Source organism: Pseudomonas sp. NPDC089395, from assembly GCF_044749525.1.
In the GTDB taxonomy this organism is placed as follows: Bacteria; Pseudomonadota; Gammaproteobacteria; order Pseudomonadales; family Pseudomonadaceae; genus Aquipseudomonas.
In genome coordinates this window covers 1,045,550-1,062,607 of the sequence record NZ_JBIVID010000001.1, presented here as the reverse complement: position 1 = coordinate 1,062,607, position 17,058 = coordinate 1,045,550, and the positions used below count along the sequence as shown (strand labels likewise).

General features: G+C 65.3%; 16 protein-coding genes. 5 read left to right on the top strand and 11 right to left on the bottom strand.

Annotated elements, in window-relative coordinates:
• The first annotated feature begins 1 nt into the window (after position 1).
• The 5 genes from ACIPZG_RS04765 (at position 2) to ACIPZG_RS04745 (ending at position 4,640) form a co-directional block, all read left to right on the top strand.
• The gene (locus ACIPZG_RS04765; RefSeq protein ID WP_400642162.1) at positions 2-1,075 is read left to right on the top strand and encodes a microcin C ABC transporter permease YejB; all 1,074 of its coding nucleotides are present in this window, start codon (positions 2-4) and stop codon (positions 1,073-1,075) included.
• 1 nt (position 1,076) lies between these two features.
• Positions 1,077-2,096, top strand: a complete 1,020-nt coding sequence (locus ACIPZG_RS04760) for an ABC transporter permease (RefSeq protein ID WP_400710733.1) — start codon at positions 1,077-1,079, stop codon at positions 2,094-2,096.
• Between the two features lies 1 nt (position 2,097).
• The gene (locus tag ACIPZG_RS04755) at positions 2,098-3,717 is read left to right on the top strand and encodes an ABC transporter ATP-binding protein (RefSeq protein ID WP_400710730.1); all 1,620 of its coding nucleotides are present in this window, start codon (positions 2,098-2,100) and stop codon (positions 3,715-3,717) included.
• A gap of 287 nt (positions 3,718-4,004) precedes the next feature.
• Positions 4,005-4,244, top strand: coding sequence for a hypothetical protein (locus ACIPZG_RS04750; protein ID WP_400710727.1), 240 nt, complete (start codon positions 4,005-4,007; stop codon positions 4,242-4,244).
• 132 nt (positions 4,245-4,376) lie between these two features.
• A complete protein-coding gene (locus ACIPZG_RS04745) occupies positions 4,377-4,640 on the top strand; it encodes a DUF3077 domain-containing protein (RefSeq protein WP_008091257.1) in 264 nt (87 codons plus the stop codon).
• 137 nt (positions 4,641-4,777) lie between these two features.
• Here ACIPZG_RS04745 and ACIPZG_RS04740 read toward each other — a convergent pair whose 3' ends face one another.
• The 11 genes from ACIPZG_RS04740 to ACIPZG_RS04690 all read right to left on the bottom strand — a co-directional run bounded on the left by ACIPZG_RS04740 (position 4,778) and on the right by ACIPZG_RS04690 (position 16,955).
• On the bottom strand, positions 4,778-5,473 hold the full coding sequence (locus tag ACIPZG_RS04740) for a response regulator (protein WP_400710724.1): 696 nt from the start codon (positions 5,471-5,473) through the stop codon (positions 4,778-4,780).
• On the bottom strand, positions 5,470-8,124 hold the full coding sequence (locus ACIPZG_RS04735; RefSeq protein WP_400710721.1) for a DUF4118 domain-containing protein: 2,655 nt from the start codon (positions 8,122-8,124) through the stop codon (positions 5,470-5,472). The genes ACIPZG_RS04740 and ACIPZG_RS04735 overlap by 4 nt, the downstream gene beginning before the upstream one ends.
• Before the next feature lie 163 nt (positions 8,125-8,287).
• Positions 8,288-8,842, bottom strand: coding sequence for a potassium-transporting ATPase subunit KdpC (gene kdpC, locus ACIPZG_RS04730; protein ID WP_400710718.1), 555 nt, complete (start codon positions 8,840-8,842; stop codon positions 8,288-8,290).
• A gap of 11 nt (positions 8,843-8,853) precedes the next feature.
• Positions 8,854-10,908 carry a potassium-transporting ATPase subunit KdpB gene (kdpB, locus tag ACIPZG_RS04725; protein ID WP_400710715.1) on the bottom strand — a complete coding sequence of 685 codons (2,055 nt, stop codon included), beginning with the start codon at positions 10,906-10,908 and terminating at the stop codon, positions 8,854-8,856.
• Between the two features lie 10 nt (positions 10,909-10,918).
• Complete coding sequence (kdpA, locus tag ACIPZG_RS04720; protein WP_400710712.1) at positions 10,919-12,613, bottom strand: potassium-transporting ATPase subunit KdpA; 1,695 nt, start codon at positions 12,611-12,613, stop codon at positions 10,919-10,921.
• 9 nt (positions 12,614-12,622) lie between these two features.
• Positions 12,623-12,712, bottom strand: coding sequence for a K(+)-transporting ATPase subunit F (gene kdpF / locus ACIPZG_RS04715; protein WP_008089084.1), 90 nt, complete (start codon positions 12,710-12,712; stop codon positions 12,623-12,625).
• 177 nt (positions 12,713-12,889) lie between these two features.
• A complete protein-coding gene (locus tag ACIPZG_RS04710; RefSeq protein WP_400710709.1) occupies positions 12,890-13,942 on the bottom strand; it encodes an AI-2E family transporter in 1,053 nt (350 codons plus the stop codon).
• Positions 13,943-13,954: 12 nt separating this feature from the next.
• Complete coding sequence (locus tag ACIPZG_RS04705) at positions 13,955-14,737, bottom strand: DUF4892 domain-containing protein (protein ID WP_400710706.1); 783 nt, start codon at positions 14,735-14,737, stop codon at positions 13,955-13,957.
• Between the two features lie 109 nt (positions 14,738-14,846).
• Positions 14,847-15,701 (bottom strand): alpha/beta fold hydrolase, encoded by an 855-nt coding sequence (locus tag ACIPZG_RS04700; RefSeq protein WP_400710703.1) that lies wholly within the window; start codon positions 15,699-15,701, stop codon positions 14,847-14,849.
• Positions 15,698-16,486 (bottom strand): alpha/beta fold hydrolase, encoded by a 789-nt coding sequence (locus ACIPZG_RS04695; protein ID WP_400710700.1) that lies wholly within the window; start codon positions 16,484-16,486, stop codon positions 15,698-15,700. The genes ACIPZG_RS04700 and ACIPZG_RS04695 overlap by 4 nt, the downstream gene beginning before the upstream one ends.
• 94 nt (positions 16,487-16,580) lie before the next feature.
• Positions 16,581-16,955, bottom strand: coding sequence for a hypothetical protein (locus tag ACIPZG_RS04690; RefSeq protein ID WP_400710886.1), 375 nt, complete (start codon positions 16,953-16,955; stop codon positions 16,581-16,583).
• Positions 16,956-17,058 lie beyond the last annotated feature (103 nt).

The following is a 17,058-nucleotide window of genomic DNA, read 5'->3' as shown; positions in this document are numbered from 1 at the left end:
CATGCTGGCCTATATCCTGCGGCGCCTGCTGCTGATCATCCCCACCCTGCTCGGCATCCTGGTCATCAACTTCATCATCGTCCAGGCCGCCCCCGGCGGGCCGGTGGAACAGATGATCGCCAAGCTCGAAGGCTTCGAGGGCGCCACCAGCCGCATTGCCGGTGGCGGTGCCGAAGTGTCGGTGGCCGGCTCCAACTACCGTGGCGCCCAGGGCCTGGACCCAGCACTGATCGCCGAGATCGAGCGCATGTACGGCTTCGACAAGTCGGCGCCCGAGCGTCTGTGGATCATGGTCAAGAACTACGCCCAGCTGGACTTCGGCGACAGCTTCTTCCGTGACGCCAAGGTCATCGACCTGATCGTCGAGAAGATGCCGGTATCGATCTCGCTGGGGCTGTGGAGCACACTGATCATGTACCTGGTGTCGATCCCGCTGGGCATCGCCAAGGCGGTGCGCCACGGCAGCCACTTCGACGTGTGGACCAGCTCGGCAATCATCGTCGGCTACGCCATCCCCGCGTTCCTGTTCGCCATCCTGCTGATCGTGCTATTCGCCGGCGGCAGCTACTTCGACTGGTTCCCGCTGCGCGGACTGACCTCGAACAACTTCGACGAGCTGTCCACCACCGGCAAGGTGCTCGACTACTTCTGGCACCTGGTACTGCCGATCACCGCGCTGGTGATCGGCAACTTCGCCACCATGACCCTGCTGACCAAGAACAGCTTCCTCGACGAGATCAACAAACAGTACGTGGTCACCGCCAAGGCCAAGGGCCTCAGCCGTCCGCGAGTGTTGTACGGGCACGTGTTCCGCAACGCCATGCTGCTGGTGATCGCCGGGTTCCCGTCGGCATTCATCGGTATCTTCTTCACCGGCTCCCTGCTGATCGAGGTGATCTTCTCCCTCGACGGCCTGGGCCTGATGAGCTTCGAAGCGGCGATCAACCGCGACTACCCGGTGGTCTTCGGCACCCTGTTCATCTTCACCCTGCTGGGGCTTGTGGTGAAACTGATCGGCGACCTGACCTACACCCTGGTCGATCCACGCATCGACTTCGCCAGCCGGGAGCACTGACATGGCCTTGTCCCCTCTCAACCGTCGGCGCTTCGAGCGCTTCAAGGCCAACCGCCGTGGCTGGTGGTCGCTGTGGCTGTTCCTCATCCTGTTCGGCCTGAGCCTGGGCGCCGAGCTGATCGCCAACGACAAGCCGATTGCCGTGCGTTACGACGGCGAATGGTACTTCCCGGCGTTCAAGCGCTATCCGGAAACCACCTTCGGCGGTGAGTTCCCGCTGGAGGCCAACTACAAGAGCCCGTACATCCGCGAGCTGCTGGCCAAGAAGGACAGCTTCGTGCTGTGGGCGCCAATCCCGTTCAGCTACCAGAGCATCAACTACGACCTGCGCGTACCCGCCCCCGCGCCGCCGTCGACGGACAACTGGCTGGGCACCGACGACCAGGGCCGCGACGTACTCGCACGGGTGATCTACGGCTTCCGCATTTCGGTGCTGTTCGCCCTGACCCTGACCATCCTCAGTTCCATCGTCGGCGTCATCGCCGGCGCCCTGCAGGGCTTCTACGGCGGTTGGGTCGACCTTGCCGGCCAGCGCTTCCTGGAGATCTGGTCCGGCTTGCCGGTGCTGTACCTGCTGATCATCCTGGCCAGCTTCGTGCAGCCCAACTTCTGGTGGCTGCTGGGGATCATGCTGCTGTTCTCGTGGATGAGCCTGGTGGACGTGGTGCGCGCCGAGTTCCTGCGCGGGCGCAACCTCGAATACGTGCGCGCGGCACGGGCACTGGGCATGCGCAATGGCGCGATCATGTACCGGCACATCCTGCCCAACGCGATGATCTCGACCATGACCTTCATGCCATTCATCCTCACGGGCGCCATTGGCACCCTGACTGCGCTGGACTTCCTCGGCTTCGGCCTGCCGCCCGGCGCACCGTCGCTGGGTGAGCTGGTGGCCCAGGGCAAGTCCAACCTGCAGGCGCCATGGCTGGGCATCAGTGCCTTTGCCGTGCTGGCGATCATGCTGAGCTTGCTGGTGTTCATCGGCGAGTCCGCCCGCGATGCCTTCGACCCGAGGAAGTGAAATGACCGAACAGAATCTGATCGAAGTGCGCGACCTGGCCGTGGAATTCGTCACCGGCGAGCAGGTCAACCGCGTGGTCGACGGCGTCAGCTTCGACATCCGCAAGGGCGAAACCCTGGCGCTGGTCGGCGAAAGCGGCTCGGGCAAGTCCGTCACTGCCCACTCGATCCTGCGCCTGCTGCCCTACCCCCTGGCCCGCCACCCCAGCGGCAGCATCCGCTTCGAAGGCAAGGATTTGCTGCAACAGAACGAAAAGGCCATGCAGCGCATCCGCGGCAACCGCATTGCGATGATCTTCCAGGAGCCGATGACCTCGCTGAACCCGCTGCACTGCATCGAGAAGCAGATCAACGAGATCTTGCTGATCCATAAGGGCCTGACCGGTAAAGAGGCCACCGCACGCACGCTGGAACTGCTGGAACTGGTGGGTATTCCCGAGCCACGCAAGCGCCTGAAGGCCCTGCCCCATGAACTCTCCGGTGGCCAGCGCCAGCGGGTGATGATTGCCATGGCCCTGGCCAACGAGCCGGACCTGCTGATTGCCGACGAGCCGACCACGGCGCTCGACGTGACCGTGCAGTTGAAGATTCTCGACCTGCTCAAGGAGCTGCAGGCGCGGTTGGGCATGGCGTTGTTGCTGATCAGCCATGACCTCAACCTGGTGCGACGCATCGCCCACCGGGTGTGCGTGATGCAGCGCGGACAGATCGTCGAGCAAGCCGATTGCGCGACGCTGTTCAGCGCACCGCAGCATCACTACACGCAGATGCTGATCAATGCCGAGCCCAGTGGCTTGCCGGCGCATAACCCGGTGGGCGCGCCACTGTTGGAAGTGAACGACCTCAAGGTCTGGTTCCCGATCAAGAAAGGCCTGCTGCGACGCACCGTCGACCATGTGAAGGCGGTGGACGGCATCAATTTCAGCCTGCCCCAGGGGCAGACGCTGGGGATCGTCGGCGAGTCCGGGTCGGGCAAGTCCACCCTCGGGCTGGCGATCTTACGGCTGATTTCGAGTCGGGGCGGCATTCGCTTCCACGGGCAATCGCTGGAAGGCATGAACCAGAAGGAAGTGCGGCCACTGCGCAGGGAGATGCAGGTGGTGTTCCAGGACCCGTTCGGCAGCCTCAGCCCGCGCATGTGCGTGGCGGATATCGTCGGCGAAGGCTTGCGGATTCACCGCATCGGCACGCCTGCCGAACAGGAAGCCGCGATCATTGCAGCGCTTGAGGAAGTGGGGCTGGACCCGCGCACGCGCCATCGCTATCCCCACGAGTTTTCCGGAGGGCAACGCCAGCGCATTGCGATTGCCCGGGCGTTGGTACTCAAGCCTGCGCTGATTCTGCTGGATGAACCGACTTCGGCGCTGGACCGCACGGTGCAGCGGCAGGTGGTGGAGCTGCTGAGGAATCTGCAGCAGAAGTACAACCTGACCTACCTGTTCATCAGCCATGACCTGGCGGTGGTCAAGGCGCTGAGCCATCAGCTGATGGTGATCAAGCATGGGCATGTGGTGGAACAGGGGGATGCGCAGTCGATCTTCCATGCGCCGCAACATGCCTACACGCAGCAGTTGCTGGAGGCGGCGTTCTTGCAGCCGAATGGGGAAAAGAATCAGTTTTAAGCTCTATCTTGTAGGACATTTCCCAAAGATACTCTTACCGCCATTTTTCCGTTGCGGTCGTTCTGGCAGGGCCCTAGGCTCGGTGTGTCGTTGCAAATCAACGATACAGCTTTGACAGGCTGTGACGGGTAAATAGTGTATGGCTTGTCGCTATGGCGGCTGTACGTGCGGGCACGCTTGCGTGCGCCGGAATTTTGCTATTTTCCGCCGGTCTGTCAACCCACGTACAGCTGCCACCCTTCTGTTTGACAGCAGAGAGGTGGCGGCACCATAACGGTAAAATAGCCATGTTAAAGATTGTCCCCGATCCCCCGCACCACCACTCCCTCGAAGACACCCTCATCCAGGCCACGGACTACGCCCTGTGCGCGCAGACCGTGATCCATCAGGCACTCCTGCTGCAGCCCAAGTCACCGGCTTCGATTCTGATCATGGCGTCGATGCATGAAATGGAGGCGCTGCGCGTCATGCTCGAATCCATGTTGATCCAAGTGCAGGTGCCGACTGAGCCGCGGACGTTGCATTAGGCCATAGTGATGTGTTGCCTGTTCTGGCCCTTCGCGGATGAATCCGCTCCTACAGGATCGCGCCGCCTTGTAGGAGCGGATTCATCCGCGAAGGGCCGGCCCAGGCTGCGAAAATTTCAGGGAGATTGACCAATGACCAGAGACGACACCCATTTCACCGTCGGCAAGACCACCTTCTTCCAAGGCGAAAACCACACCCACCCCCTGTTCCGCATCGAACCCGGCATCCCCTGCCAGGACGCCCGCGAGCAAGCCTCGGAGCTGATGGGCTACGTCCGCGACATGACCATCGCCGGCCTGATGGACGACAACCCCCAGTTGATCTGGGCCTCGCACTACTTGAGCGCACTGGCCAAGGCCCTCATGGATGATGCCGAACTGGGAATGATGCACTGAATCTCGTACTGCGGGCTTGTGGGAGCGGGCTTGCCCCGCGAACCAGGGCGTAGCCCTGGCCATACACCGCTGGTGCCAGGGCTGACCTCTTCGCGGGGCAAGCCCACTCCCACAGAGGTTTTCCCGGCTCAGGCAGCTCAGCCGGCTGGTGCCACCAGCCTGTAACCGACCCCTGCCTCGGTAATGATGAAACGCGGTGCCGTAGGGTCGTCCCCAAGCTTCTGCCGCAGATGCCCGACCACGATCCGCAGATAATGGGTGTTCTCCACATGGCTTGGCCCCCAGATGTCCTTGAGCAGTTGCTGCTGGGTAATCACCCGCCCCGGATGCCCGGCCAACAGCGCCAGCAGCGCATACTCCTTGCGGGTCAGCGCCACCTCCACGCCCTCCAGGGTCACCTTGCGAAAGGCAAAGTCGACGGTCAGCGGCCCGAAGCTCGCCGCCACTTCTCCCCCGCCGGATTGCGGCACCTGGCGCAACAGCGCGCGCACCCGTGCGAGGAATTCCTGGATGCCGAACGGCTTGGTCACATAATCATTGGCCCCACCATCCAGCGCATCGACCTTCTGCACTTCACTGGCCCGCACCGACAGCACCATCACCGGCACCGAACTCCACTCGCGCAACTCACGCAGCACCTGCTGGCCGTCCATGTCCGGCAGGCCCAGGTCAAGCACCACCAGGTCGGGCTTGGCCAATGCAGCCTGGGTGAGCCCTTCACCGCCGGTGGCCGCCTCGATCACCTTGTAGCCCTGGGAAGTCAGGCTGATACGCAGAAACTTGCGGATCTGCGGTTCGTCGTCGATGACCAGGAGGGTGGCGGAATGGCTCATGGGGCTTCGCTTTCGTCTTCGGGTTGCTGGGGCAGCGGCAAGCATAGAGTGATGCAGGTGCCCTGGCCATCGATGCCTTCGCTGACCAGGATCTGCCCGCCGTGGGCGCCGATCATGCCCTGGCAGATCGCCAGGCCCAGGCCAGTGCCCTGCCCGCCTCGGTCGCCCCGGGCAGCGGTGTAGAACATGTCGAAGATCTTCTCGCGCTCAAGCACCGGAATGCCGGGGCCTTGGTCGCTGACGGCAAACCGCAGCTGCTCGTCGCGCACCGACACCTGCAATTCCAGGCGGCCTTGGGCGGGGGAAAAGCGTGCGGCGTTTTCCAGTACGTTGATCAGTGCCTGCTCGATCAGGGCGGCATGCACGAACAGCAGTGGCAATTCGGCGGGCACGTCGGTGTGCACGCGCAACGGCGCCAGCACCACCCGCAGGCGGTTCAGGGCACTGCCGACGATATCGGCCGGGGCAACCCAGTCGCGGGCGAGCTTGAGGCCACCGTGGCCGAGGCGGGTCATGTCGAGCAGGTTCTGGATGTAGCGGTCGAGGCGCTCGGCTTCGTCGCGAGTGCCTTCCAGCAGCTCGCGACGGTCTTCGGCGGGGATGGCTTCGCCCAGCGCCAAGAGGCTGTCGATGCTGCCGCGCATGGCAGTCAGCGGGGTGCGCAGGTCGTGGGACACCGACGCCAGCAAAGCGCTGCGCAGTTGCTCGGTTTCACCATGCAGGCGCGCGGCCTCCAGTTGCTCGGCCAGGCGGGCGCGGGCCAGCGCCTGGGCCAGCGGTTGGCCGAGGGCCTGGAGCAGGCGCCGGCGCTGGGCGCTGAGGGGTTCGCCGGATTGCGGACGCACGCCGAGCAGCGCCAAGGGGTGGTCGTCGACGGCCAGCGGCCACCACCACCAGCGGCCATTGGGCAAGGTGTCGCTGCCATGCCCGGCGGCCTGACCGTGCTGCCAGGCCCATTCGGCGGCGGCGCGTTCGTTGTCGCCCAGGACGTGGGCTTCGCCGCTGGCCAGGTGCAGCAGGCCTTCGGCGTTGCGTTCGAGCAGGCACACTTGCACGTCCTGCCAGCCGTTGAGGTGCTGGCCGGCAGCGTCGAATACCGCCTGGCGGTCGGTGGCGACGGTCAGGCGGCGTGACAGGTCCAGCAGTTGGCTGGTCTGCGCCTGGGTCTCTCGCAGGGCCTGTAGCTGGCTGCGCTGGCGGGCGGCCAGGTTGCCGGTGAGGGCGGCCATGAGCAGGAAAAACACCAACGTCAGCACGTCTTCTTCGCGCTGGATGCTGAACGAGAAATTCGGTGGGATGAACAGGAAGTCGTAGGTCAGGAACGACATGGCCGCGCAGGCCAGCGCCGGGCCCAGGCTGCTGCGCACCGCCACCAGCAGCACGGCGGCGAGAAACACCAGGGAGATATTGGGCAGTGCCAGCACGCTCGACACGGCCCATGCCAGCCCTGCCGCCAGCACGGTCGCGAGCAGTGCGAGCAGGTAGTGACGCCACACCCACACCCGCTGCACGGCGGCCTTGGCAGGCACCGGCTGAACGTCGCGGTCGAGCACGTTGATTTCCAGGCCATGGCTTTCACGCAGCAGCCGCGCCGCCACCCCGGCGCCGAACAAACGCCGACGCAGTCGGTCACGGGACTGCCCCACCAGCACCAGGCTGGCGCGGCGCTCGGTGGCGTGCTGGATCAGCGTGCGCGCCACTTCGCCGGCACGCAGCACCACCACTTCGCCCCCGAGCCGCTCGGCCAGCTGTTGCGCAGCCTGCAGGCGATGGCGGGCGGTTTCGTCACGCAGTCGGCCGTTGTCCACGTGGACCAGGCTCCAGGGCAGATGGCGCCGCTGCGCTACCCGGCTGGCATGGCGCACCAAGCGCTCGGCCTGGTCGTCACCGTCGACGCCGACCAACAGCCGCCCCCGCAGGGCAGGCGCTTCCTGGCCCCGCTGGCGGTAGCCATGGGCCAGATCGGCGTCGACCTGGGCCGCGGCCGTCTGCATGGCCAGCTCTCTCAGGGCAGTGAGGTTGGTTTGCGAGAAGTACGCATCGATGGCCGCCCTCGCCTGCTCGGGGACATACACCTTGCCTTCGCGCAGGCGTTCGAGCAGTTCACGCGGCGGCAGGTCGATCAGCACCAGCTCGAAGGCTTCCTGCAGCACCCAGTCCGGCAGGGTTTCGCGTACTTGTACGCCGGTGATGTCGCGGACCTTGTCGTTGAGGCTTTCCAGGTGCTGGACGTTGACCGTGGTGTACACGTCGATGCCGGCAGAAAGCAGTTCCTGAACGTCCTGCCAGCGCTTGGCGTGGCGGCTGCCGGGGGCGTTGGTGTGGGCCAGTTCGTCGACCAGGGCCAGGGTGGGCGCGGCCTTGAGCAGGCCGTCGAGGTCCATTTCTTCAAGGGTGACACCGCGGTACTCGCTGCGCAGCGGCGGCTGCTGGAGCAGGCCGCCGAGCAAGACTTCGGTTTCGGCGCGGCCGTGGGTTTCGACCACCCCGGCGAGCACGTGCACGCCTTGGCGTTGCTGGGCATGGGCGGCCTGGAGCATGGCGTAGGTCTTGCCGACGCCGGGGGCAGCGCCGAGGAAGACCTTGAGCCTGCCACGGCCTTCGCGCGGGAGGTTGGCCAACAGCGCGTCGGCGCGGGCTGCGTTACTCATGTTTCATCCTTCAGTTGTGCAGCAATCTGCAACATGGCGCGACCACTGTAGGAGCGGCCTTGTGTCGCGAAAGGGCTGCAGAGCAGCCCCAGGGTTGCGCGGCGCCTCGAAAATTGCCGGGGCCGCTTTGCGGCCCTTTTGCGACACAAGGCCGCTCCTACAATCAGCGCGGTGCCAGGCGCTCCACGGACTGATTCAACGCCAGCACGTTGACCACAGGCGGCCCGATCAATGGGTGGAGGGTGGCCTCTTCGAGCAAGGCTTGCAACCTCTCCACCGGCACTTGCCGCGCCGCGGCCACGCGGGGGATCTGATAGGCCACGGCCTGCGGCGGCAAATGCGGGTCCAGACCGCTGCCAGAAGTGGTCAGCAAAGCCTGCGGCACCGGCCCCTGCCCAGCCTGATACAGCTTCGCAGCATCACCGGCCACTCGCTCGGCCAATGCCGGGTTACTCGGCGCCAGGTTGCTGGCACTGCTGGCCACGGTGGCATAAGCCCCCGCCGAAGGCCGCGAATGGAACCAGCCATCACCCTGGAAATCCTGGGCGATCAGCGCAGAGCCACGCACCTCCCCCTTCTCATCGCGCACCAGGCTGCCATTGGCCTGTTCCGGGAAGGCCACCTGAGCGATCCCGGTCACCGCCAGCGGATAAAGCGCACCGGTGACCACGGTCATCAGCAGGATCAGGCTCAGCGCCGGACGTACATAAGTGTTCATGGTTGGCCTCCTCAGACCAGGTGCAGGGCGTTGAGCAGCAGGTCGATCAACTTGATCCCGGCGAACGGCACGACGATGCCGCCCAACCCGTAGATCAGCAGGTTGCGCCGCAGCAGGTGCGCCGCGCTCGCCGCTTGCACGCGCACGCCGCGCAGGGCCAGGGGGATCAGCACGATGATGATCAGCGCGTTGAACACGATCGCCGAGAGGATCGCGCTCTGCGGGCTGGCCAGCTGCATCAGGTTGAGCACACCGAGCTGCGGGTAGATGGCGGCGAACAGCGCCGGCAGGATGGCGAAGTACTTGGCCACGTCGTTGGCGATGGAAAACGTGGTCAGCGCGCCACGGGTGACCAGCAGCTCCTTGCCGACCTGCACTACATCCAGCAGCTTGGTCGGGTCGCTGTCCAGGTCGACCATGTTGGCCGCTTCGCGCGCGGCCTGGGTGCCGTCGTTCATGGCCATGCCGACGTCAGCCTGGGCCAGCGCCGGCGCGTCGTTGGCGCCGTCGCCACACATGGCCACCAGGCGGCCGTCGTTCTGCTCCTGGCGGATGCGCGCCAGTTTTTTCTCCGGGGTGGCTTCGGCGAGCACGTCATCCACACCGGCTTCGGCGGCGATGGCCGCAGCGGTCAGCGGGTTGTCGCCGGTCACCATCACGGTGCGGATGCCCAGCTTGCGCAGTTCGGCGAAGCGTTCGCGGATGCCTGGCTTGACCACGTCCTTGAGGTGAATCACGCCAAGCAGGCGCTTGTCGACGCAGACCAGCAGCGGCGTGCCACCGCTCTGGGCGATGCGCTCGACTTCGCGGGCCAGCGCGGCCGGCATTTCCAGGCGTTGCATGCCAACGAAGGCCAGCACCGCGTCGACCGCCCCTTTGCGGTAACGATGTTGCTGGAAGTCGATGCCCGACAGGCGCGTCTCGGCGCTGAAGGCAATGGCTTCAAATTGCTCGGCGGACGGTTCGACGAAGTCGTGCAACTGGCGCAGGTACTCGACGATCGACTTGCCTTCGGCGGTGTCATCGGCCAGCGACGCGAGCAAGGCGCCCTCGCCCAGCTCCTTGGCGGTGACACCGGTGGCGGCATGCAGCGCACTGCAGCGGCGGTTGCCGAAGGTGATGGTGCCGGTCTTGTCGAGCATCAGGGTGTGCACGTCACCGGCCGCTTCCACCGCGCGGCCGGAGCGGGCGATCACGTTCAGGCGCACTAGCCGGTCCATGCCGGCGATACCGATGGCCGACAGCAGACCACCGATGGTGGTCGGAATCAGCGTCACCAGCAGCGCGGCGAGGAAGATCAGCGGCAGGCTGCCACCGGCGAAGTGGGCGAACGGCTGCAGGGTCACCACCACGATCAGGAAGATCAGGGTCAGGCCGATGAGCAGGATGTCGAGGGCGATCTCATTGGGGGTCTTCTGCCGCTTGGCGCCCTCGACCAGGGCGATCATGCGGTCCAGGGTCGACTCGCCGGGGTTGCTGGTGACCCGAATCAACAGCCAGTCGGAGACCAGCCGGGTGTTGCCGGTCACCGCCGAGCGATCACCGCCGGACTCACGAATCACCGGCGCAGATTCACCCGTGATGGCCGACTCGTTGACCGCCGCGATGCCTTCGAGCACTTCGCCGTCCGCAGGGATCATCTCGCCCGACACGACCCGCACAACGTCGTCCTTGCGCAGCTGGGCAGCGGCGACGGTTTCGAACGAACCATCACCCCGGCGGCGCTGCGCGGTGAGGCCTTGGCTACCGGCCTTGAGGCTGTCGGCGCGGGCCTTGCCGCGCCCTTCGGCCAGGGCTTCGGCGAAGTTGGCGAACAGTACGGTAAACCACAGCCACAGCGCGATCTGCACGGCAACCGCCGTGCTCACGCCATTGCCGGGAGCGAAGCACAGCACGGTGGTCAACACGGCCGTCAGGGCCACCACCAGCATCACCGGCGAACGCTTGAGCTGGCGCGGGTCGAGCTTGACGAAGGCTTGCACCAGCGCCGGGCGCCAGAGTGCGGCGAAGCGCGTCTGGTCCTTGGCGCTGTGCTGGGCGTTCACTTCAGGAATGGGCATGTTCATGGTCGGATCCTCAGAAACCCAGGCTCAGGTGTTCGGCGATTGGCCCCAGGGCCAGGGTCGGCAGGAAGGTCAGTCCACCGACCAGCAGGATGGTCATTAGCAGCAGGCCAGTGAACAGCGGGCCGTGGGTGGGGAAACTGTTCAGCCCCTGGGGCGCGCTTTTCTTCGCCGCCAGGCTGCCGGCCAAGGCCAGGATCGGCAGGATGTAGCCGAAGCGGCCAATGAGCATGGCCAAGCCGATCATCAGGTTGTGGAACACCGTGTTGGCACCGAAACCGGCGAACGCCGAACCGTTGTTGGCGGTGCCTGAGGTGTAGGCGTACAGCAACTGGCTGAAGCCATGGGCGCCCGGGTTGCTCACCGCACCCGCCGGGCCAGGCAGGCTGGCGGCGATGGCGCCAAGCACCAGCACGCCGACCGGCATCACCAGCAAGGTAGCCACCAGCAACTGCACCTCTCGCGCCTGCAGTTTCTTGCCCAGGTATTCCGGGGTGCGGCCGATCATCAAGCCCGCCAGGAACACCGCGATCAGCACGAACAGCAGCATGCCGTAGAGCCCGGCACCCACGCCGCCGAAGATCACCTCGCCAACCATCATGTTGACCATCGCCACCATCCCGGTCAGCGGGTTCAGGCTGTCATGCATGGCATTGACCGAACCGTTGGACGCGGCGGTGGTAGTCACCGTCCACAGCGCCGAACCGGTGGTGCCGAAGCGGCTCTCCTTGCCTTCCATGGGCGCCTCCTGCTGAACCTGAGCACTCTGCAGAGCCGGATTTGGCTGGTACTCCGACCACAGTGCAGTGGCACCGCCCATCAGGAACAGGCCCAGCATGCAGGCCAGGATCGCCCGGCTCTGGCGCAGGTCCTTGACGTAATGGCCGAAGGTGAACACCAGCGCGACCGGGATCAGGATGATCGAAGCGACTTCGAAGAGATTGCTCCAGGCCGTGGGGTTCTCGAACGGGTGCGCCGAGTTGACGCCGAAGAAGCCACCGCCGTTGGTGCCCAGTTGCTTGATGGCGATCTGGCTGGCGGCCGGGCCGAGCGGGATGCTCTGTTCGGCGCCTTGCAGGGTCACGGCATGGGCGTAGTCGGCGAAGGTTTGCGGCACGCCCTGCCACACCAGCAGCAACGCCAGCACCAGGCACAACGGCAACAGGCCGTAGAGGGTGGCGCGGGTCATGTCTACCCAGAAGTTGCCAAGGCTTGTGGTCGAGCGGCGGGCGATGCCACGGCACAGGGCCACCAGCACGGCCAAGCCGGTGGCGGCGCTGACGAAGTTCTGCACGGTCATGCCCAGCATCTGGCTCAGGTAACTGACCGAGGCCTCGCCGCTGTAGGCCTGCCAGTTAGTGTTGGTGACGAAGCTCACGGCGGTGTTGAAGGCCAGTGACCATTCCTGGCCCGGCAGGTGTTGCGGGTTCAGGGGCAGGTAGCCTTGCAACAGCAGGACAGCGAACAGCAGGAGGAAGCCGGCCAGGTTGAAGGCCAGCAGCGCCAGGGCGTACTGCTTCCAGTTCTGTTCCTGTTCGGCGCGGACCCCGGCAAGCCGGTAACAGCCTTGTTCGACGGGGCCGAGCAGTGGCGTCAACCAGGTACGCTGACCCTCCATGACCTTGTAGTAGAACCGTCCGAGCCAAGGTGCCGGCAGCAGCACGATGGCGAAGAACGCCAACAGCAAAGCGAAGTCGTAACTGTGCATGGCCACTCCCTAGCTGCGATCGGCGCGCAGCAGCGCCACCAGCAGGTAAATCGCCAATGCCACTGCCAGAAGCAGTGACAGCCCGTCGAGCATGTGCATGAGTGGAACTCCCCGTGTGGCGGCTTGGGCCGCTTTGGGGAAATTGTCCGTGGGAGGGGCGTAAAGGGGCGAGATCGAGGGAGGGGGATGAGGATAAAGAAAGCGTAAAGATTGGGCTTCTGAGGTGGCAGTACCGGCCCTTTCGCGGGGCAAGCCCGCGAAGGGGCCGGCACAGAATTAACGCTGCGGCGTCTGCTGCCCCGCGTTGCGGCTCCAGTCCAGCAGCAGGCTGTACCCCACCGCCAGCAAGGTCGGCCCGATGAACAGGCCAATGAAGCCAAAGGCAATCAACCCACCGAATACACCCAGCAGCACGATCACCAACGGCAAGTTGCCGCCCCGGCTGATCAGGTAAGGCTTGAGCACGTTGTCCACGCCACTGATGACGAAGGTGCCCCACAGGCCCAGGAACACGGCCATGCCGTACTCACCCTTCCACACCAGCCAGCCGGTCGCCGGTACCCAGGCCAGCGGCGGCCCCATGGGGATCAGACTGAGCATGAAGGTGACCAGGCCCAGCACGATGGCCCCCGGCACCCCGGCGATCAGGAAGCCGATCAGCGCCAGCAGCGCCTGGGCCGCGGCAGTGCCGATCACGCCGTTGACCACCCGTTGCACGGTACCGGCCACCAGCTCCAGGTAGTATTCGGCGCGCTCACCCGCCAGCCGTTGCAGCAGGCGCAGGACGAACGCCGCCAGGCGCGGGCCGTCTCGATAGAAGAAGAACACGAAGACCAGGCTCAAGGACAGCTCCAGCATCCCGCTGCCGATCTGTGCACTGCGTGCCAGCAGCCAGTTACCGACCTGGCCGAGGTGAGGCTTGATCGAGGCAATCAGCGCAGCGCCCTGCTGATCCATGGATTGCCACCAGCGCACCAGACGCTCGCCGACCAGGGGTATGCCCCCCAGCCAGTCCGGCGCCTCAGGCAGGCCACCGACCTGCACGTCACGCACGAAGGCGGTGGCATCGCGTATATGGTCCGCCAGGTTGAAACCCAGCCATACCAGGGGCAGTGCCACGATCAGGATCCAGGCCAGGGTCAGCAGGCTCGCGGCAAGGGTTTCACGCCCGCCCAGCACCCGCGTCAGCAAGCGCATCAACGGCCAGCTGGCAAAGGCCAGGATGGCGCCCCACAACAAGGCTGAAATGAAGGGGGCCATCACCCAAAGTGCAGCGCCGAGCAAGGCCAGCAGGACGATCTGGATCAACAGGCGGTCATTGTTGGCCATGGTGGCACTCGTTCAACGGATCAGTTCCAGGTGCAGGCCATCGGTTGGGGTGCTGCCGACTTCGAGCCGATTGCTGCGCACCCCGGCCTTGACCAATTGCTCGCGCCAGGCCTCGGCCTGGGCGCCGCTGAGGCTGGCGCGCAAGGTGCTGTCCAGGTTCAGGCTGCGGCTGAGCAACGCCACCCAGGTCGGCTGTGGGACGCTCAGGTCAGGGTAGTCGAGCTTGCCGGTGTCGCGCATTTCGCGCAGCACCGTGGCGGCCGTGGGCAGCAGGTCACCGAGCGGGCTGCCGGCGACGAACTCCTCCACGTGCAGGTAGGCGCGGCGGTTGCCACGGGTGACGCTGTACAGCGCGACCAGGGTGTCGGCCTCCTCGGCGGAGCGGCGCAGCAGGATGAAGGCCTGCTGCTCGTCCCCGCCGTTGAGTCGGGCGTTGCCGAACACATCGTTCGCCCACAGGCTGGCTTCGCCACAGTCGCGACCCTGGCACCAGAACAGCGGGTAGCCACCGGCGTGCTGCAGTTCTTCGCGAGCACTGGTGAACGCTTCGCGCGCGGTGCGCTCGACGGGCAGTTCATAGGTCACCGAACTGACCTGGCCACGGCTTTCGACCTTGTCGTCGACGCGCAGGCGGCCGCTGATCTTGCGCAGCGGGCCCATGGGGTAGATGCGTTCCTGCTCCACGGCAGGGCGTTGGTCGACGACCTTGCCATCCACCGGAACGGGCAGGCTGCCGGCCCACAGCAACGGGCTGGCCAGCCCCAGGCAGCCGGCGATGAGAACTCGAATGCTCATCGGCCACCCATGCCGCACGCGGCGCCGGTGAAAAGTTGATGGATGTCTGGCATGTACATGGTTGTCTCCCTGTTCAACCCGCCAAGCCTCGACACTTGTCCGATGCAAGTCAAGCAAAGCCAAAGAAGCGATTGAAACAGTCTGCAACAAGGGTCGCGCCCTGTTCATCGTTCAAGTGCAGGTGATGCCCGCCGGGCAACACGGTCTGCGCAAAGGGTAGCTGCTCCAGCAACTCGGTGTGGCGCGCCAGCATGCCATCGGCGGCCACCACCAGGCTGGCCGGGCAGCTCACCCGGCGCACATAGGCCATCGCCTGGGCCTGGCTCAGGCGCAGCGGGGATGGCAAGGTCAGGCGGCTGTCGCTGCGCCAGCTGTAACCGCCAGGCACCGGCATCAGCCCACGCTGGGCCAGCAGCTCGGCAGCCTCACGGCTGACGGCGACCATGCCTTTCATGCGCGCCTGCACGCCCTCTTCCAGGGTCTGGTAGACCGACTTGCGCTTGCCATCCAGGCGCAACTGGGCCTGCAAGGCCATGCCCAGCCGTTCGCCGGCATCCTGCTCGGCACCGGTCGGCGGAATGACCCCGTCGATCAAAGCCAGATGGCTGACCCGCTCGGGCAGCGCGGCGGCCAGTTGCACCGAAATGATCGCCCCCAGCGAATGGCCGAGCAGTGCAAAACGCTGCCAACCCAGCTGTTCGGCAACCCGCAGCACGTCGTGGGCGTAGTCGGCCAAGGCATAACCGGCCCCCGGCGGCCGGTGTTCGGAGTAACCATGCCCGGCCAGATCGATGGCAACGATGCGCAGGCCCTTCAGTTGCGGTGCCAGGCGGGCGAAACTGTTGGCGTTGTCCAGCCAGCCGTGCAGGGCGATCACCGGCAGGCCGTTCTCGGGGCCGAACAGGTGAGCGGCCAGCTCGATATGACCAAGGCTGAGGCGGATTTCCTCGACCTGCGCGCTCATGCCTGGTTCCAGCGGTCGAACAGGCCTTTGATCAGGCTGGCGGTGTCGGTCGGCCGCTCCAGGGGGAACATGTGGCCACCGGACACGCTGTGGTATTCGCCCTTGGGCATGCCACGCACGGCCAGCGTGTGATGGCGGCGAATCACCTTGCTGCGATCGCCATGCACCATCGCCAGCGGCACCTGCAACTGCCGCGCGGGAGCGGGGCTTGCGTGGGGAATGCTGCGGTAGATGCTGATTTCGGTGGCCGGATCGAAGCGCAGTCGCAGCCCCTGCTCCGCCTCCTCCAGGCCATGCTGCAAATACGCTTCGAGGCAGTCGGGGTCGAAATGGCGGAACAGGCGCTTGCTGGCGAAGTAGTCGCGCGCACTGTCGCGGTCGGTGAAGACCTCACGCCGCCCCAGGGTACGCCCTGCCGCGGTGATGCGGTCGATGAAGCCGAAACGCTTGGCGGTGCGCAGCAACCATTGGTCGGCACGGGTCAGCACCGGCGAATCCAGCATCACTACACCCCGGTAATACTGCGGGCAGCGCAAGGCCGCATGCAGGTGCAGCACGCCCCCCAGGGAGTGGCCCACACCCCACACCGGCGCATCCTGCCGGGCCAGGTGGTGCAGGAGTTCATCCACCAGGTTCTGCCAGTTCTCGTTCACCGGGAAGCGTGGGTCATGGGCATGCTGGGCCAGGTATCCGACCTCGTAGTCCGGCGCCAGGGCAGCGAACAGCTTGCCGTAGGTGGCCGAGGGAAAACCGTTGGCGTGGGCGAAGAAGATCTGCTGCGACATGGCGCCTGGTCCGGACCGAGAAATGTTGGCCCATTGTCGGCATCCTGCCGCCACTCGGCAACGTCCGGAAAGGTCATCGCCAAGGGTGATAAGGTCAGGTACTGCTGTCGAAACTGGCCAGTGAGCGCCGCAAACAGGCCTGCATGTAGGCCAGTTGGCTCTCCAAGGCCTCGCGAGCCAGGCGCTGGTCCTGATGGTCCAGTTGCAGGCCTCGCAACGCCAGGCAGCTGACCTGCAACAGGTGGGTGACACGTAGACAGGCATCCTGCAGCTTGCGCAGGTTCTCTTCGCCTTGCCGGTTGCTCGCCTCAGCCTGCTGGCTGGCGCTGCACACCTTGGCCAGCAGGTGATACAGCTTGGCGTCTGCCGACTCGCGCAGCAGGCTGTACTCGACAAAGTCCAGTACCGCACCTTCGCCGATCTTTTCCACCATGGGCTGCAGGTCCAGCGAACGCAACAGCTCTGGCATCAGACCACTCATCAAAGACTCCCTGCCAGGTTCAGCGACTGATTGACCTGAGGGCAACGCTAGCAAGGGTACCGATGCGGCGACAACTGACAAAAATGCCAGT

What these genes read in the sequence shown, in the direction of transcription:
- ACIPZG_RS04740 (WP_400710724.1), bottom strand. Translation starts at nt 5,473, where the DNA reads ATGAGCCATTCCGCCACCCTCCTGGTCATCGACGACGAACCGCAGATC.
- kdpF (WP_008089084.1), bottom strand. Translation starts at nt 12,712, where the DNA reads ATGCACATGCTCGACGGGCTGTCACTGCTTCTGGCAGTGGCATTGGCG.
- ACIPZG_RS04765 (WP_400642162.1), top strand. Translation starts at nt 2, where the DNA reads ATGCTGGCCTATATCCTGCGGCGCCTGCTGCTGATCATCCCCACCCTG.
- kdpA (WP_400710712.1), bottom strand. Translation starts at nt 12,613, where the DNA reads ATGCACAGTTACGACTTCGCTTTGCTGTTGGCGTTCTTCGCCATCGTG.
- ACIPZG_RS04760 (WP_400710733.1), top strand. Translation starts at nt 1,077, where the DNA reads ATGGCCTTGTCCCCTCTCAACCGTCGGCGCTTCGAGCGCTTCAAGGCC.
- kdpC (WP_400710718.1), bottom strand. Translation starts at nt 8,842, where the DNA reads ATGAACACTTATGTACGTCCGGCGCTGAGCCTGATCCTGCTGATGACC.
- ACIPZG_RS04735 (WP_400710721.1), bottom strand. Translation starts at nt 8,124, where the DNA reads ATGAGTAACGCAGCCCGCGCCGACGCGCTGTTGGCCAACCTCCCGCGC.
- ACIPZG_RS04700 (WP_400710703.1), bottom strand. Translation starts at nt 15,701, where the DNA reads ATGAGCGCGCAGGTCGAGGAAATCCGCCTCAGCCTTGGTCATATCGAG.
- ACIPZG_RS04710 (WP_400710709.1), bottom strand. Translation starts at nt 13,942, where the DNA reads ATGGCCAACAATGACCGCCTGTTGATCCAGATCGTCCTGCTGGCCTTG.
- kdpB (WP_400710715.1), bottom strand. Translation starts at nt 10,908, where the DNA reads ATGAACATGCCCATTCCTGAAGTGAACGCCCAGCACAGCGCCAAGGAC.
- ACIPZG_RS04750 (WP_400710727.1), top strand. Translation starts at nt 4,005, where the DNA reads ATGTTAAAGATTGTCCCCGATCCCCCGCACCACCACTCCCTCGAAGAC.
- ACIPZG_RS04745 (WP_008091257.1), top strand. Translation starts at nt 4,377, where the DNA reads ATGACCAGAGACGACACCCATTTCACCGTCGGCAAGACCACCTTCTTC.
- ACIPZG_RS04690 (WP_400710886.1), bottom strand. Translation starts at nt 16,955, where the DNA reads ATGCCAGAGCTGTTGCGTTCGCTGGACCTGCAGCCCATGGTGGAAAAG.
- ACIPZG_RS04695 (WP_400710700.1), bottom strand. Translation starts at nt 16,486, where the DNA reads ATGTCGCAGCAGATCTTCTTCGCCCACGCCAACGGTTTTCCCTCGGCC.
- ACIPZG_RS04705 (WP_400710706.1), bottom strand. Translation starts at nt 14,737, where the DNA reads ATGAGCATTCGAGTTCTCATCGCCGGCTGCCTGGGGCTGGCCAGCCCG.
- ACIPZG_RS04755 (WP_400710730.1), top strand. Translation starts at nt 2,098, where the DNA reads ATGACCGAACAGAATCTGATCGAAGTGCGCGACCTGGCCGTGGAATTC.